This window comes from Bradyrhizobium sp. (assembly GCF_030697065.1).
Lineage (GTDB): Bacteria > Pseudomonadota > Alphaproteobacteria > Rhizobiales > Xanthobacteraceae > Bradyrhizobium.
Map to the genome: position 1 here is coordinate 1 of NZ_JAUYQU010000231.1, position 15,909 is coordinate 15,909.

Genomic DNA, 15,909 nt, shown 5'->3' on the forward strand with positions numbered 1-15,909 from the left:
CGAGTAATCGTCGGTCGGTATTCCGGAGCATCTTCTCCCCTCCCCCCGCGAAGCGGTGGGGAGGGGTCGGGGGTGGGGGGTCTATCAGCAAGAACCGCAGCTTCGGTGTGCGCCGCGCCACCCCCGACCCCTCCCCGCCTCGCGCAAGGGCGCGTGGAGGGAGGGGAGTTACTACGCCGCGAACACTCCCAGTTCCTTCGCCGTCCGCCAGTTGCGCCAGTAGTCGTGCGGCATCTGGATGTGCGTGGACCCGAGGAACGAGAACGCGTCGTTGACGGCGTTGGAGAACGCCGGCACGCCGCCGACATTCGGGCTTTCGCCGACGCCCTTGGCGCCGATCGGGTGGTGCGGCGACGGGGTGACGGTGAAGTCGGTCTCCCAGTGCGGGGTCTCGACCGCGGTCGGCATGAAGAAATCCATGAACGAGCCGGTGACCACATTGCCCTCGTCGTCGTATCGGATCTCCTGGCCCATCGCGATCGCGAAAGCCTCTGTCAGTCCGCCATGAACCTGGCCCTCGATGATCATCGGGTTGATCCGGGTGCCGCAATCGTCGAGCGCGTAGAAGCGCCTGATCCTGTACACCCCGGTGTCGACGTCGATGTTCATCACGCAGATATAGGCGCCGAAAGGATAGGTCATGTTGGGCGGATCGTAATAGCTCACCGCCTCCAGCCCGGGCTCCATGCCCGGCGGCACCGAATTATAGGCCGCCCAGCAGATGTCCTTCATCGACATCGTCTTCTCCGGCAGACCCTTGACCCTGAAGCCGTCGATGTCCCATTCGAGGTCGCCTTCATGCACCTCGAGCTTGTAGGCGGCGATCATCTGCGCCTTGGCCTTGATCTTGCGCGCGGCCATGGCGATGGCGGCGCCCGCCACCGGAGTCGAGCGCGAACCATAGGTGCCGAGCCCGTAGGGCGCGGTGTCGGTATTACCCTCCTCGACCATGATGTCGTCGGCGGGAATGCCGATCTCGGTGGCGATGATCTGCGCCCAGGTGGTCTCGTGACCCTGGCCCTGGCTCTTGGAGCCGACCCTGGCGATGCCGGCGCCGGTCGGGTGCATGCGGATCTCGCAGGAATCGAACATCGCGATGCCCAGAATGTCGCAATTTTTCGATGGCCCGGCGCCGACGATCTCGGTGAAGAACGACACGCCGAGGCCCATGATCTCGCGGGTCTCGCCGCGCTTGAAGGCTTCGCGCTGCGCCGCCTGCTCCTTGCGCAGGCCGGCATAATCGACCGATTCCATCATCTTCTTCATCGCGGTGTGGTAGTCGCCAGAATCATATTCCCAACCCAGCGCCGAGTGGTAGGGGAACTGCTCCGGCTTGATGAAGTTCTTCAGCCGCAGTTCGGCCGGATCCATTCCGAGTTTCTGCGCCAGAATGTCCATGCCGCGCTCGATGCAATAGGCCGCCTCGGTCACCCGGAACGAGCAGCGGTAGGCGACGCCGCCCGGCGCCTTGTTGGTGTAGATGCCGTCGACCGCCACATGGGCGGTGGGGAAGTCGTAGGATCCGGTGACGATGTTGAAGAAGCCGGCCGGCCATTTCGACGGATCGGCGCAGGCGTCGAAGGCGCCGTGATCGGCGAGCACATGGACGCGCAGGCCGGTGACCTTGCCCTCCCTGGTCGCCGCGATTTCCGTCGTCATGTGGTAATCGCGGGCGAACGAGGTCGCGGTCAGGTTCTCGATGCGGTCCTCGACCCATTTGACCGGCTTGCCGGTGACGATCGAGGCCACCGCGGCGCAGATGTAGCCGGGATAGGCGCCGACCTTGTTGCCGAAACCGCCGCCGATGTCGGGCGAGATCACGTGGATCTTGTGCTCCGGAATTTTCGCGATCAGCGCCACCACGGTGCGGATCACATGCGGCGCCTGGAAGGTGCCCCAGATCGACAGTTCGCCCCGGATCTTGTCGAACGAGCAGACGCACTGGCAGGTCTCCAGCGGCGACGGATGGGTGCGGTGATAGGACAGCATTTCCTTGATGGTGACATCCGCTTTCTTGAACGCGGCGTCGGTGAGGTCCTTGTCGCCGATGGTCCATTCGAAGACGTGGTTGTGATGCCGGCGCGGCCCGTGCGCGCCCGAAGTCTTGCCGGCGAGGTCCTCGCGCAGCACCGGCGCGTCGGCGTCCATCGCCTTGAACGGGTCGATCACGACCGGCAGCGGCTCGTATTCCACCACCACCTTGTTGATGCCGTCATCGGCGGCATAGCGGTCGGTGGCGACCACGAAGGCGACTTCCTGGTTCTGGAACAGCACTTTGCCGTCGGCCAGCACCATCTGCACATCGCCGGCCAGCGTCGGCATCCAGGCGAGGTTGACGGTCTTCAGCGTCTCGGCGGTGATCACCGCCAGCACGCCCGGCACCTTCAGCGCCTCCTCCGAATTGATCGACTTGACCCGCGCATGCGCGTGCGGCGACCGCACGAAATCGCCGTGCAGCATGCCCGGCAATTTCAGGTCGTCGACATAATTGCCCTTGCCCTGCGTGAAGCGGACGTCCTCGACCCGCTTGCGCTTGCAGCCCATGCCTTCGAGTTTGGCTTCGCGTTGTTCCCGCGTGGGAGTCATGTCGTTCATTCCGCTGCCTCCTTGAATTCAACGCCATTGATCTTGTCGGCAGCGTACTGGATGGCCCTGACGATGTTCTGGTAACCGGTGCAGCGGCAGAAATTGCCTGATATGCCCATCCGGATTTCAGCCTCGGTCGGCGAGGGATTTTCCTGGAGCAGGCGTTGCGCCCGCAGGATCATGCCCGGGGTGCAGAAGCCGCATTGCAGCCCGTGCATCATGCGAAATCCTTCCTGCAATGCCGACAGCGAACCGTCGGCATTGGCGACGCCCTCGATGGTGGTGATGTCGGAACCTTCGGCCTGCACCGCGAGCATGGTGCAGCTTTTCACCGACATGCCGTCGATATCGACGGTGCAGGCGCCGCAATGGGTGGTCTCGCAGCCGATATGGGTGCCGGTGAGGAGCAGATTCTCGCGAATGAAATGCACCAGCAAGGTGCGCGGCTCGACCAGGCCTTCGACCTCGGCGCCGTTTACCTTCATGGTCACATGGGTCTTTGCCATTGTTTGGTCCCCCTTTTCAGCTTGCGCGCGCGGCGGCGCGGGTCAGCGCCCGGGTCACCATGATGCCGCCGACATGCTTGCGGTATTCGACCGGTCCGCGGGCATCCGCGGCCGGAGACATGATCGCCACCGCCGCCGCTGCGGCCTTCCTCAGGCTGGCGTCGTCGAGGCTGCTGCCGATCACGGCATTGGCCGCGTCGGTGGCCAGCAGCGGCGTTTCATGCAGGTTGGTCAGCCCGATCGCGCAGGTGGCGATCTTGCCGCCGGCCATGGTCAGCACCACCGCCGCAGCAGCGGTAGCGTAGTCGCCGACCTTGCGCTTGAGCTTTTCGTAGGCGTAGCCGTGACCGGCCGCCGCCGCCGGAATCGAAATCGAGGTCAGGATTTCTCCGGGTTCGAGCGCGGTGAAATAGGCGCCCTGATAGAACTCCGAAGCCGCGATGTCGCGCCCGCCGCCCGGTCCTTCGAGCCGGTAGAACGCGCCCAGCACCAGCATCAGGGCCGGCAGATCGTTGCCGGGGTCGCCGTTGGCGAGGTTGCCGCCGATGGTGCCGCGGTAGCGTACCTGGGGATCGGCAATCAACAGCGCGGTCTCGTGCAGGATCGGCAGCGAATGTGCGATCTCGTCCGACGCCAGCAATTCGTGCTGGGTGGTCATGGCGCCGATCACGATCTTGCTGCCGTCGCGGCGGATGCCCTTCAGTCCGGCGATGCCGTGCAGGTCGACCAGATGGTCGGGGGTGGCGAGCCGAAGCTTCATCATCGGCACCAGGCTGTGGCCGCCGGCGAGCGGGCGGGCTTCGTCGCCCAGCGTCGACAGCAAATTGACCGCATCGGCCACGCTCGCGGGCCGGTGATAACTGAACGGGCCAGGAATCATGGTTGCCTCCTCCATTCGTCTTTTTGAGCTCAGACGTTGGCGGCAGGCTGTTCCCGGAATTTTTGCACAGCAATCGCAGGGACACGGGGGCGCGAAATTCGCACGAAATGCGGAGGAACGCGCACGAATTGCGTCAGGCCTCGCGACCTAATCCGGCGCGAACCTCAGGCATGCCGCCTGGCCAGCCCCAGTCTCGCCTTCACCTCGGCGATCTTGGCCCGGCTGACCGGGACACGGTGCGGCGACGGGCCGGCGAGTTCGATCACCGCGCCATCGCCTTCCTTGCGGACGAAGCTGACATGCGGGATCGCCACGATATGGCTGCGGTGCACCCGCACGAACAGGCCGGGATCGAGCTGGGCTTCGGCTTCCGAGATCGACCACGGGCACATCCGCTCGCGGGTGCCGTCATGCACCCTGGTGTAATGAGCGTCGGCACGCACGCTGCGCACCTCGGCCGAATCGATGAAATGGGTGCCATTGGCGCCCTCGACCGGAAGCCGCACGGCGGGTGCGGCCCGGGGCGGCTGCCCGATACCGCCGAGCGGCGACGGCATCAGCCGCGGCGAGGCCACCGCCGGCTCGCACAACGCAGGTTGCAGGGCAGCAACGGCCGCATCCGGCGCCGGATCGACCGCGGCCGCGGTTGCCGCCACGGGCTGGCGGCGCGGGTCCGGAACCAGTGACAGCAGGAAACCGGCGGCGATGACGAAACACAGCACGGCGACGATCACGGCAAGCAATTGCTGCGACGCCGCGAGCCCGCCGGCATGATGATGCGCCGTCTCCGACAAAGCGACGAAATGCATGCCGTGCATCGCGGTGTAGTGCATGCCCGATACCGCGATGCCGAAGGCGACCGAGCTTGCGACCAGCCGGACGCCGTCCTGGCGGGCCAGGAAGGCGCGCAGGCCGCCATAGGCGGTAACGATCCCGATTCCGATCGACAGCAGGATCATCGGCATATCGTGCTGGATGGCGAAATGGCCCGACAGGCCGTGGATGCCGACATAATGCATGCTGGCGATGCCGGCCCCGAGCAGCAGCGCGGCCCAGACCACGCGCCGCAGCGACGGTTCGCCGATGCTGACGAAGAACAGCGAGATCCCGACCACCAGCGCGCAGATCAGGAACGAGATCATGGTGGGGAGAACCAGATAGACGGTGTCGGCCGGGATCGGCGCCGCCAGCATGCCGACGAAATGCATGGTCCAGATGCCGACCGCGAGGAATGCGGCGGCGCCGGCCAGCAGCAGCCGATGGCTGACGCCCGGCGTCCCGCGGATGCGCGCCGCGAGGCCGAAGCCGGTGTAGCCGCCCAGGATCGCGATCACCACCGAGAGCGCGACGAGATAAGGATCGTGTCCTTCAAACATGATCGTCCCGGCCGCCCGTCGCCGCGGGCGTGCCTCCTCCCGCCGCCGAGTTTATCCGCGCGGCGGGAGGAATGACAAATCAATCCGTATCGCTTTCGTGTCCCGGACGCGGCGCAGCGTCCGGGACACGGGCCCGCAACTACGCAATACCCGCCGCGACCTGGCCGCGCAGCCGTTCCAGGCTGAGCAGCGTGTTGGCGCAGGCCTCCGCGACCTCGACGCCTTTGAGCGCGAAATGCTTGCGGAAGAAATCGAGATGCGCGGCGCTCTCGTGAAACTGCTGCGGCGTCAGCACCGCGGAGAAGATCGGCACCTCGGTACGCAGTTGCACTTCCATCAGCGCCTTGATCACGGTGTCGGCGACGAATTCGTGGCGATAGATGCCGCCATCGACCACCAGCCCGGCCGCGACGATGGCGGTATAGCGCCGCGTCTTGGCCAGGATCTGGGCGTGCAGCGGAATTTCGAACGAGCCGGGCACCTCGAACAGATCGACATTGCTGATGTGGCGCGCCTCGATCTCGCCGAGGAAGGCGATCCGGCATTCCTCCACCACCTCGCGGTGCCAGGACGATTGCACGAAAGCCACCCGCTGCGGTTTTGCGAAGCGCGGATGCGACGTCGCGGGGGGATCGATGGTTTCGGGAGCTTTGACTTCGGAGGCGTTGACTTCGGAGGCGTTGGCTTCGGGGTCTTGCAGCATCTGATTCATGGCTTTCCTCTTTCAGGACCAGAATCAGGGCACACGGAACGACGCGCCGCGCGGAATGCGGCTGTCGCGACCGTTCTCTTTCATCCGGACTTTAACCGTCGGCTTCGGAGTCGCACCGAATCTGCTGACCCTTGCTTCCCGGAAATTCCGGACAGCAAGGCGCTCGCGGGCTTGGGCTTGTCCACCCTTACCGCCGGTGGGGACTTTCACCCCGCCCTGAGAACATCGGCCGCCCGGTATGAGCGGCCTTGAAGGAACTATGGCGAATCGCCGGGACGCCAGCAAGCGGCTTGCGCATCGAAAATCTGCATGTTCCCCATGTCCGCAGAGCGAGCCTCCCGCCGAAATCCTGGCCGGCGTTACGGTTTCGCAGATGCATTCCGCGCGCCGGACTCGCACCGCGCGAATCCGATTCCGGTTTGTTCCAAAGGTTAACAGCCGCCCGAGATCAGCTGTGGATGATCTCCGCTTTGCCTGTGGACGGAGTCCCCGTGCAGTTGCGGAGATTCCGCAAATCACATCACTTGATCCCGGCAAGCCCAGAACGCCCGCAAGGCGCTCCGGGGTTTGCATCCGGCAGCGAAGCGTTGTGTCAGCGCGTGCCTGCTGCGTGCGTATCAAACATCGTAACTCCGATACCAAGGTAAGGTCGAGACGGCATGTCCCTGCTCGAAGGCATCATCGATTCCCGGAACAACCCGCTCGCTGTCGTCGAAGACATCGCCGCGGACAACAACTGGTCGTTCGAACGATCCGGCGAGGACGAGGTCACCATCGTTTCCAGGGGCGACTGGACCGACTATCAGCTGTCCTTCACCTGGATGGGCGAGATCGAGGCGCTGCATCTGGCCTGCGCCTTCGACATGAAGATTCCGCCCGCGCGCCGCGGCGAGGTGCAGCGGCTGATCGCCGCCATCAACGAGCAATTGTGGATCGGGCATTTCGACATCTGGACCCACACCGGCATGATCATGCATCGGCAGGCGCTGCCGCTGCCGGGCGGGCTGACCGCCTCGACCGCGCAATGCGAGAGCATGCTGGTCGGCGCCATCCACGCCTGCGAGCGTTATTTCCCCGCATTCCAATTCGTGGTCTGGGCCGGCAAGAACGCTGCGGAAGCCATGAGTGCGGCGATGTTCGACACGCAGGGCGAGGCGTAGGTTTTCGCGCAGGCGCTTCAACACACTCGCTGTTCGTCCCGGCCTCCGAGCCGGGACCCATACGCCGTGACGCCCGCGTTCGGCTAAAATGCTTGTCGCCTGTCCCTCGCTTCAATAGAATCACATGTGTTTATGGGTCCCTGCGTTCGCGGGGACGACATGGGAATTTTCTGTGACAGCTTCGAACACCACTTCCGCGTTGCGGGACATCACCGGTACCATCGTGCTCGCCGGCGCCGGCAAGATGGGCGGCGCGATGCTGACGGGCTGGCTGGCGGGCGGGCTTGATCCGAAGCGCGTCGCGGTGATCGAGCCGCACCCCTCCGCCGACATCGGCGCGCTGGCGGCGAAAGGCGTGCGTCTCAATTCAACGCCACAGGAAATCGGCGATGTCGCGACCCTGGTGGTGGCGGTCAAGCCGCAGACCTTCGGCGAGGCCGGACCGGCGCTGAAACCATTGGTCGGGCCGGCCACGCTGGTGGTCTCGATCATGGCGGGCACCCCGATCGCGACGCTTGCGAAAGTCTGCGGCGGCAGCGTGGTGCGGGCGATGCCGAACACGCCGGCCGCGATCGGCCGCGGCATCACGGTGGCGGTGGCGGCGAAGGATGTCAGCGCGGCGCAGCGCGCGGTGGCGGACGCGCTGCTGCGCGCCACCGGGGCGGTCGAGTGGGTCGATGACGAGAATTTGATGGACGCGGTAACCGCGGTGTCCGGCTCCGGCCCGGCCTACATCTTCCTGCTCGCCGAGGAACTGGCGCGCGCCGGCGTCGAGGCCGGCCTGCCCGCCGAACTCGCCACCCGGCTGGCGCGCGAGACCGTCGCCGGCTCCGGCGAATTGCTGCATCGCTCGCAGGATTCCTCCGCGACGCTGCGCAAGAACGTCACCTCCCCGGGCGGCACCACCGCGGCGGCGCTGGAAGTGCTGATGGGCGACGGCGGCCTGCAGCAACTGATGATCCGCGCGGTGGCGGCGGCGACGAAGCGCTCGAAGGAACTGGCGAAGTAGCTGCACGCCCGCAGAAATCGTAGGGTGGGCAAAGCGAAGCGTGCCCACCATTTAAGCGGCATTGTCGTTGATGGATGGTGGGCACGGTGCAAGAGCACCTTTGCCCACCCTACATCGCCAGCCGCTTGCTGAAATTCGCGAGATTGACCAGGCCGCGGGCATGGCGGCCGTCGCCGATCCGGCGCTCGCCGTGATACGCCTCGACCTCGAAGCGGATGACCCGGCGCTCCACCGCGATCACCTTCGCCATGGTCCGCACCGTGGCGCCGACCGGGGTGGCGGCGAGATGGCGGATATCGACTTCGGTGCCGACCGTGACCCAGCCCGGCTGCAACCGGCCACGGATCGCATCGCCCGACGCCAGCTCCATTTCCAGGATCATCATCGGCGTCGCAAACACCATCGGCATGCCCTGGACGAAATGCCCGACGGTCTGTTCCGCCGGCACCACGAGGGTGCGCTCGGCGCTGAGGCCGACCTGGATGATGTCGCGTGCGTCCATGGAGTGCCTTGAGAGCCGTCATTCCGGGGCGGGCGCGAAGCGACCGAACCCGGAATCTCGAGATTCCGGGTTCGCGCATTGCGCGCCCCGGAATGACAGGCTGCTACTTCTTCGCCGCCGCCGCGCGCTCCACGAAGGTCTTGCCGCCCTTCATCTTGTGAGCCAGCGGCGCCTCGTTGATCTGGATCACGACGGCGTCGGCATCGACGCCGAGGTTCTTCACCAGCGCCTGGGTGATGTCGCGCATCATGCCGGCCTTCTGTTCGTCGGTGCGGCCGGTGGCCATGCTCACGGTAATTTCAGGCATTTATCACTCCCTTTGTTTTTGCTGCTTCGTCACAACACGACCCTCTTCCCGAGGCGCCGCGCATCTCGCACCGCCGTCATCATCCGCGAAGGCGGATGATCCAGTATTCCGCGCCGGTTGGGTTCAACGCCAACGTCTCGGCGTACTGGATGCCCGCCGGAGCCTGTCATCAGGCTCGCCGAAAGGCGAGACCTGGTGGCGGGCATGACGACCCTTAGTCTATCCCCATTTCACCTGATGCCGCGCCAGCACTTCGCGCACGGCCTCGACGAGCCTGCTCTCGTCGACCTCGTATTGCGCCTCGGTCTGCTTCTTCAGATATTCCTCGCGATCCTTGATCTCGGTGAGACCCGCGCCGAGGATCAGATCCTTGATCTGGAGCCTGCCATTGGCCTTTTCGTCGGAGCCCTGAACGATCGCGCAGGGCGCGTTGCGGCGGTCGGCATATTTCATCTGCTGGCCGAGGCTGTGCTTGGGATTGCCGAGATAGAGTTCGGCGCGGATACCGGCGTTGCGCAAGGCCGCGACCATCTTCTGATAGCCGGCGATCTCGCCGCCGAACACCGTGACCACGACCGGCCCGAAGGCCTGCCTGGTGTCGAGCTTGCCGAGCATGGTCAGCGCCGCCTGCAGCCGCGACACGCCGATCGAGAAACCCGTCGCCGGCACCGGCTCGCCGCGAAAGCGCGAGACCAGACCATCGTAACGGCCGCCGCCGCCGACCGAGCCGAACCGCACGGGACGGCCTTTTTCGTCTTTGGTCTCGAGGGTCAATTCAACCTCATAGACGGGGCCGGTGTAGTATTCGAGGCCGCGCACGACAGAGGGATCGATGCGGATGCGATCCGCACCGTAGCCGGAAGCCGCGATCAGGTCCGCAATTTCGGAAAGTTCGGCGCGTGCCTTCTGAACCGTCTCCGACTCGAACAGGTAACGAAACGCAGGGTCGTCAGCCTTGCCGGGTTCGCCGAAACATGTCGCAATGGCGTGCGCGTCGGTGGCGCCCAAGCCGGCGCCCCGGGTGAAGTCGCCCTTGCCTTCCTCGCCGCCGTCCCATCGTCCGGGGCCGAGCAGCTTTTCCACTTCGGCGATCGGAAACTTGTCGAGCTTGTCCACGGCGCGCAATACAATCAGCCGCTTGCCGACATTCTCCTCCCCGCCGAGCCCGATGCTCTCCATCACCCCATCGAGCACCTTGCGGTTATTCACCTTCACCACATAGCTGCCGCGCGGGATGCCGAGCGCTTCCATCGTGTCGGCCGCCATCATGCACATCTCGGCGTCGGCCGCCGGCGAGGCTGAGCCCACCGTGTCCGCGTCGAACTGCATGAACTGCCGGAAACGTCCCGGGCCGGGCTTCTCGTTGCGGTAGACATAGCCTTCGCGATAGCTGCGATAGGGTTTTGGCAGATGATCAAAATTCTCCGCGACGTAGCGCGCCAGCGGCGCGGTCAGATCGTAGCGCAGCGAGATCCACTGCTCGTCGTCGTCCTGGAACGAGAACACGCCCTCATTGGGCCGGTCCTGGTCCGGCAGGAATTTGCCGAGCGCGTCGGTGTATTCCATCGCCGGGGTTTCCACCGGCTCGAACCCGTAGCGCTCGTAGACCTCGCGGATTTTCGCCATCATCGCGCGTGTGGCGGCGATCTCGGCGGGGCCGCGATCGGCAAGGCCGCGCGGCAGGCGGGCGCGGAGTTTTTGCGATTTTTTGGGTTTTTCAGCCATTTTGTTTCAAAGCACTCGGGCCGCGTTGGTACCAGCCGGAATGCGATGCGGCAACCGGGGCTTTCTTTCTTCTCCCCTTGTGGGAGAAGGTGGCGCGGACGCAGTCCGCGACGGATGAGGGGTCTGTCTCCGCGGAACGAACCCCTCACCCGCGATGCTTCGCATCGCGGCCACCCTCTCCCACAAGGGGAGAGGGGGAAGAAAGAAGTCCCCCGATCAAATCACCTGCTTGATCCAGCCGTGCGGGTCGGCGGCGCGGCCATACTGGATGTCGACCAGCTTCTTGCGAAAGCCCATGGCGACGGGGCCGGCGGCGCCGCCGCCGATCAGGAAATCGCCGCTCGCCGAGCGCACCTTGCCGATCGGCGAGATCACCGCGGCGGTGCCGCAGGCGAACGCCTCCTTCAGCCTGCCGCTGGCGGCGTCAGCTCGCCACTGCTCGATCGTGTAGGTTTCCTCGCGCACGCGGGTGCCGGAATCCTTCGCCAGCGCGATGATCGAGTCGCGGGTGATGCCCGGCAGGATGGTGCCGAGCGGCGGGGTCAAGAGCGAGCCGTCGTCGAACACGAAGAACACGTTCATGCCGCCGAGTTCCTCGACATAGCGGCGCTCGATCGCATCGAGGAAAACCACCTGGTCGCAGCCGTGTTCGATCGCTTCGGCCTGCGCGCGCAGGGACGCCGCATAATTGCCGCCGCATTTGACCGCGCCGGTGCCGCCGACCGCGGCGCGCGTGTAATTCTCCGACACCCAGATCGAAACCGGCGCGGGGCCTCCCTTGAAATAGGATCCGACCGGCGAGGCGATCACGGCGAAGATATATTCCGCCGACGGCTTGACGCCGAGGAAGACCTCGCTCGCGATCATGAAGGGCCGCAGATAGAGACTGCCCTCGCCGCCGGGAATCCAGGCGCGGTCGATCCGCACCAGCTGCTCGACCGCCTCGATGAACACCGCCTCGGGCAGCGGCGCCATCGCCATGCGGTCCGCCGAATCCCGGAAGCGCCTCGCGTTGGCGTCGGGCCGGAACAGGTTCACGCCGCCATCGTCGCGCTTGTAGGCCTTGAGGCCTTCGAAAATCTCCTGGGCGTAGTGCAGGACGGCCGTGGCCGGATCGAGCGGGAAATTGGCGCGGGATTCGACCCGCGCGCCATGCCAGCCCTGCGACTGATCGTAGCGGACGATCGCCATGTGATCGCTGAACACCCGTCCGAAACCCGGGTCCGCGAGCCTTGCGGCGCGGTCCTTCTCGGATGCCGAATTGGCCGCCGGCTGGATTTCGAATTTCAAACCCTTGCCTGCCGCGGCTGCAACCAGCGCGGCTTCCGGCGTCGGCCTGTCTCTGCGGGCCTGCTCGATCGAAACTGCCATGGACGTTCTCCCGGATTGACGCTGGTCTTGTAGACGCCGGTCTTGCGCCGGCGCCGGCGCGGTTGATGACGCCTGGCTCCCCCGGCCTTGCGGCCGGTTTCCACGCCCGCACATCCCATAGGACATGCTTTTGCGGAATGCGGAAGTCCAGTATGTTTGCCGAAATGCCGCTCGACAATCGCACGGTCAATATATCAGCGGCCTCGTTCGTACGTGTTCGAGCTTGGCCGCCACTGCAGGGCTTATCCGGCCCTTTCGAACTGTACCGCGGACAAAACGACTTAATGTTTCGTCGCGGCTGGCAGTTTTGTAACATTGAACCCAAGATATGTCAATATGGCTGACATAAACTTATCGACTTCCTCCGCAGACCCCGATTCGAGGGCGGGGGAAGCACGCTCCCCTGCCCCGGGTCAGGCCGATTTGCGCTGGGATATCATCGAGCTCCTGTTCTTCGCCTACCGCGATTTCGTCGGCGACGCCGACAACGAATTGGAGGCTTTCGGATTCGGGCGGGCGCATCACCGGGTGCTACATTTTGTCCACCGCTATCCCGGCCTCAAGGTCGCCGATCTGCTGGACGTGCTGCGCATCACCAAGCAGTCGCTGGGACGGGTGCTCAAGCAACTGCTCGACGAAGGCTATATCGTGCAGCGCACCGGCAACAACGACCGCCGGCAGCGCCTGCTGTACGCCACCGCCAAGGGCGAGGCGCTGGTAGGCAGGCTGGCGGGGCTGCAGACCGACCGGATCAACCGCGCGCTCGGCGGCATCGGGTCGGACGGTGCGGATTCGGTGCGGAAATTCCTGCGCGCGATGATCGATCACGACGATCCCGACAAGGTGCTGGCGACCATTCTCGAAACCGGCGGCGCAACCGCAAAGGACAAGGACAAAGCGTGATCCAGGCTGCCACCCTCACACGGACCCCGCCGCGCCCGGCCGACGACGCGCCGCATCTGCTGCTGGTCGATGACGACCGCCGCATCCGCGACCTGCTCTCGCGCTTTCTCTGCGGCGAGGGCTACCGCGTCACCACGGCGGCGAGCGCCTCCGACGCCCGCGCCAAGCTGCTCGGCCTGCATTTCGACCTGCTGATCCTCGACGTCATGATGCCGGGCGAGACCGGGTTCGATCTCGCCCGCTTCATCCGCACCTCGTCCTCGGTGCCGATCATCATGCTGACGGCGCGCCACGAGGCCGAAGCCCGCATCGAGGGCCTGCAGATCGGCGCCGACGACTACGTGGCCAAACCGTTCGAGCCGCGCGAACTGGTGCTGCGGATCGGCAATATCCTCAAGCGCACCGCGCCGCCGCCGATGGAGACGCTGGAGCAGATCGCGTTCGGGCCCTACGTCTACCACCTCGACCGCGGCGAACTGCGTCACGGCGAGGAGACCATCCATCTCACCGATCGCGAGCGCGAGATGCTGCGGATTCTCGGCCTGGCGCCGGGCGAGACGGTGCCGCGCAGCGCGCTGACCGGCGACGGCTCCGTCAACGAGCGCGCGGTCGACGTGCAGATAAACCGCCTGCGGCGCTAGATCGAGAAGGATCCCGCCAACCCGCTGTTCCTGCAGGCGGTGCGCGGCGTCGGCTATCGCCTGGTCGCCTCCCCCTAGTACTGCCCATGTGAGTCCGGAGAGTCGCTTGCTGCCCATGCTTCGAGACGCTCGCGCTGCTCGCCCCTCGGCATGAGGTTGTTGTGTTTCAACAAGTTAGTCCTCATCCTGAGGTGGCCACGGAGTGGCCGTCTCGAAGGATGGGCTGCAACGACGACTCTTGATTCCAGGTACTTGAGCAAACCCGTATGAGCACGCTCGACACCGGCCTCACGCTGATCCGCTCCGCCGCCGGCCGCGTCTCCGCGGCCAACAGCTGGATGGGCAACGCGTTCAAGGGCTGGATGCCGACCGGGCTGTACGCCCGCTCGCTGCTGATCATGATCGTGCCGATGGTGGTGCTGCAGTCGGTTGTGGCCTTCGTGTTCATGGAGCGGCACTGGAACACGGTGACGCGGCGGCTGTCCGCCGCCGTGATCGCCGATGTCGCCACCCTGATCGACGTCTACAAGGTCTATCCGCAGGACAAGGACCGCGCGCAACTGCGGCGCATCGCCCAGCAGCGGCTCGGGCTGGTGGTGGACTTTCTGCCGTCCGGCGACCTGCCGCCGCCCGGCCCGAAACCGTTCTTCTCGCTGCTCGACCAGACCCTGTCGGTGCAGCTCAGCCGCCAGATCGCGAGACCGTTCTGGATCGACACCGTCGGCCGCTCCAACCTGGTGGAAATCCGCATCCAGCTCGACGACGCGGTCATGCGGGTGTTCGCGCAGCGCAGTGCGGCCTATGCGTCGAATTCGGAGATCTTCATCTTCTGGATGCTGGGGACTTCCTCGATCCTGCTGATCGTCATGGTGCTGTTCCTGCGCAACCAGATCAAGCCGATCCTGCGGCTGGCCGATGCCGCGGAAAGTTTCGGCAAGGGCCGCGAGGCGCCGAACTTCCGACCCCGCGGCGCGCGCGAAGTGCGCCGCGCCGCCCACGCCTTCCTCGAGATGAAGGCGCGCGTCGAGCGCTCGATCGAGCAGCGCACCGCGATGCTGGCCGGCGTCAGCCACGATCTGCGCACCATCCTCACCCGCTTCAAGCTGGAACTGGCGCTGATCGGCGACAGCCCCGAGGTCGACGGCATGCGCAAGGACGTCGACGAGATGGCCGGCATGCTGGAGGCCTATCTGGCGTTTGCGCGCGGCGACAGCGGTGAACTCGCACAGCCGACCGACATGATGCTGGCGCTGGAGGAACTGCGCAGCGACGCCGAGCGCAACGGCCACGCCGCGACCGTGACATTCCGCGGCCTGCCGGTCGTGACGGTGAAACCGGCATCGTTCAAGCGCTGCCTCGCCAACCTTGTCTCCAACGCGGCGCGCCACGCCAACGCGATCTCGATCACCGGCCACCGCGACCACCGCTACCTCACGGTGACGATCGACGACGACGGCCCGGGCATTCCCGCCGAGATGCGCGAGGAAGTGTTCAAGCCGTTCCTGCGGCTCGACGACGCCCGCAACCAGGACGAGGGCGGCACCGGTCTGGGACTGGCGATCGCCCGCGACATCGCCCGCTCCCACGGCGGCGACATCACCCTCGGCGACAGTCCGATGGGCGGGCTGCGCGCCGCGGTCAGGATACCGGTGTAGAAGGATTCTTCTCCCTCTCCCGCTTGCGGGGGAGGGCCGGGGTGGAGGTCTCTCACACTCGGACTCGCGGTTGGAGCCCCCACCCGCGCGCTGCGCGCGCGACCTCCCCCGCAAGCGGGAGAGGTAAGATCAGGACTACTTCGCCGCCGGCTTCGGCAGCAGGCCCTTGAGCTTTTCCATGTCCCTGATGTTCATCTTGATGCCGCCGGGCATCATGATGTCGCCGGGCTTTTGGTCCGCCTTGCAGGCGCCCAGCCACTTCGCTTCGATGGTCGCGGTGGTTTCGCGCGGCATGCCGGGCGGACCGCCCTTGCTGTGCGAGGTGGCCTTGACGGTGTAGGCGGAGTCGAAGTCGCCGACGATCTCGGAATGCGACGTCATGGTCACGCCGGCGACGTTGCACACGGAATCGGTGACATAGCCGGTCGCGGTCTTCTGGATGTCGTTCTTCGAACACATGTCCTTGGACGCGGGCGAGAATGTCGAACTCATCGACTTGTCGGTGGCCTCGTCGGTGCAGTGCTGCATCGTCATCTCGGGCGCCGGCCCGCCGGTCCGCAGCATCTTCATTTCCCA

14 protein-coding genes, 1 pseudogene and 1 riboswitch are annotated in these 15,909 nt (G+C 65.5%); of the genes and pseudogenes, 5 read left to right on the forward strand and 10 right to left on the reverse strand.

The genetic code is table 11. The features are described 5' to 3' along the window. Positions 1-171: 171 nt before the first annotated feature. The 5 genes from Q8R73_RS18330 to Q8R73_RS18350 form a co-directional block, all read right to left on the reverse strand. Positions 172-2,595, reverse strand: coding sequence for an aerobic carbon-monoxide dehydrogenase large subunit (locus tag Q8R73_RS18330; protein ID WP_305720966.1), 2,424 nt, complete (start codon positions 2,593-2,595; stop codon positions 172-174). Beyond that, positions 2,592-3,092 (reverse strand): (2Fe-2S)-binding protein, encoded by a 501-nt coding sequence (locus tag Q8R73_RS18335; RefSeq protein ID WP_305720967.1) that lies wholly within the window; start codon positions 3,090-3,092, stop codon positions 2,592-2,594. The genes Q8R73_RS18330 and Q8R73_RS18335 overlap by 4 nt, the downstream gene beginning before the upstream one ends. A gap of 16 nt (positions 3,093-3,108) precedes the next feature. Beyond that, positions 3,109-3,972 carry a xanthine dehydrogenase family protein subunit M gene (locus Q8R73_RS18340; protein WP_305720968.1) on the reverse strand — a complete coding sequence of 288 codons (864 nt, stop codon included), beginning with the start codon at positions 3,970-3,972 and terminating at the stop codon, positions 3,109-3,111. Between the two features lie 164 nt (positions 3,973-4,136). After that, entirely contained in the window at positions 4,137-5,348 is a 1,212-nt protein-coding gene (locus tag Q8R73_RS18345) for an MHYT domain-containing protein (protein ID WP_305720969.1), read from the reverse strand. A gap of 139 nt (positions 5,349-5,487) precedes the next feature. Continuing rightward, positions 5,488-6,060 carry a 6,7-dimethyl-8-ribityllumazine synthase gene (locus tag Q8R73_RS18350; protein WP_305720970.1) on the reverse strand — a complete coding sequence of 191 codons (573 nt, stop codon included), beginning with the start codon at positions 6,058-6,060 and terminating at the stop codon, positions 5,488-5,490. Between the two features lie 68 nt (positions 6,061-6,128). Then, positions 6,129-6,288: riboswitch (FMN riboswitch) on the reverse strand. 431 nt (positions 6,289-6,719) lie between these two features. Between Q8R73_RS18350 and Q8R73_RS18355 the strand changes: the two genes are divergently transcribed. Continuing rightward, entirely contained in the window at positions 6,720-7,220 is a 501-nt protein-coding gene (locus tag Q8R73_RS18355) for a YbjN domain-containing protein (protein ID WP_305720971.1), read from the forward strand. 244 nt (positions 7,221-7,464) lie between these two features. Beyond that, positions 7,465-8,229, forward strand: a complete 765-nt coding sequence (gene proC / locus Q8R73_RS18360; RefSeq protein ID WP_305720978.1) for a pyrroline-5-carboxylate reductase — start codon at positions 7,465-7,467, stop codon at positions 8,227-8,229. 109 nt (positions 8,230-8,338) lie between these two features. Here the strand turns inward: proC and Q8R73_RS18365 are convergent, their stop codons facing one another. From Q8R73_RS18365 to Q8R73_RS18380, 4 genes are all read right to left on the reverse strand, one after another. Then, positions 8,339-8,731: a thioesterase family protein gene (locus Q8R73_RS18365; RefSeq protein WP_305720972.1), complete on the reverse strand. Its 393-nt coding sequence runs from the start codon at positions 8,729-8,731 to the stop codon at positions 8,339-8,341. A gap of 103 nt (positions 8,732-8,834) precedes the next feature. Continuing rightward, positions 8,835-9,038 (reverse strand): tautomerase family protein, encoded by a 204-nt coding sequence (locus Q8R73_RS18370; RefSeq protein WP_159006537.1) that lies wholly within the window; start codon positions 9,036-9,038, stop codon positions 8,835-8,837. A gap of 219 nt (positions 9,039-9,257) precedes the next feature. Continuing rightward, entirely contained in the window at positions 9,258-10,763 is a 1,506-nt protein-coding gene (gene hisS / locus Q8R73_RS18375; RefSeq protein WP_305720973.1) for a histidine--tRNA ligase, read from the reverse strand. 216 nt (positions 10,764-10,979) lie between these two features. Then, positions 10,980-12,134, reverse strand: coding sequence for a branched-chain amino acid aminotransferase (locus Q8R73_RS18380; RefSeq protein WP_305720974.1), 1,155 nt, complete (start codon positions 12,132-12,134; stop codon positions 10,980-10,982). A 336-nt stretch (positions 12,135-12,470) separates the two neighbouring features. Here Q8R73_RS18380 and Q8R73_RS18385 point away from each other — a divergent pair, with 336 nt between their 5' ends. The 3 genes and pseudogenes from Q8R73_RS18385 (at position 12,471) to Q8R73_RS18395 (ending at position 15,333) form a co-directional block, all read left to right on the forward strand. After that, the gene (locus Q8R73_RS18385; protein WP_305720975.1) at positions 12,471-13,037 is read left to right on the forward strand and encodes a MarR family winged helix-turn-helix transcriptional regulator; all 567 of its coding nucleotides are present in this window, start codon (positions 12,471-12,473) and stop codon (positions 13,035-13,037) included. Then, positions 13,034-13,756 (forward strand): annotated as a pseudogene (locus Q8R73_RS18390) (response regulator). The gene Q8R73_RS18385 and the pseudogene Q8R73_RS18390 overlap by 4 nt, the downstream one beginning before the upstream one ends. 188 nt (positions 13,757-13,944) lie before the next feature. After that, complete coding sequence (locus Q8R73_RS18395) at positions 13,945-15,333, forward strand: ATP-binding protein (RefSeq protein ID WP_305720976.1); 1,389 nt, start codon at positions 13,945-13,947, stop codon at positions 15,331-15,333. Between the two features lie 135 nt (positions 15,334-15,468). Here the strand turns inward: Q8R73_RS18395 and Q8R73_RS18400 are convergent. Continuing rightward, positions 15,469-15,909 (reverse strand): DUF3617 family protein (locus Q8R73_RS18400; protein WP_305720977.1); only part of this gene is annotated, 441 nt, incomplete at its 5' end.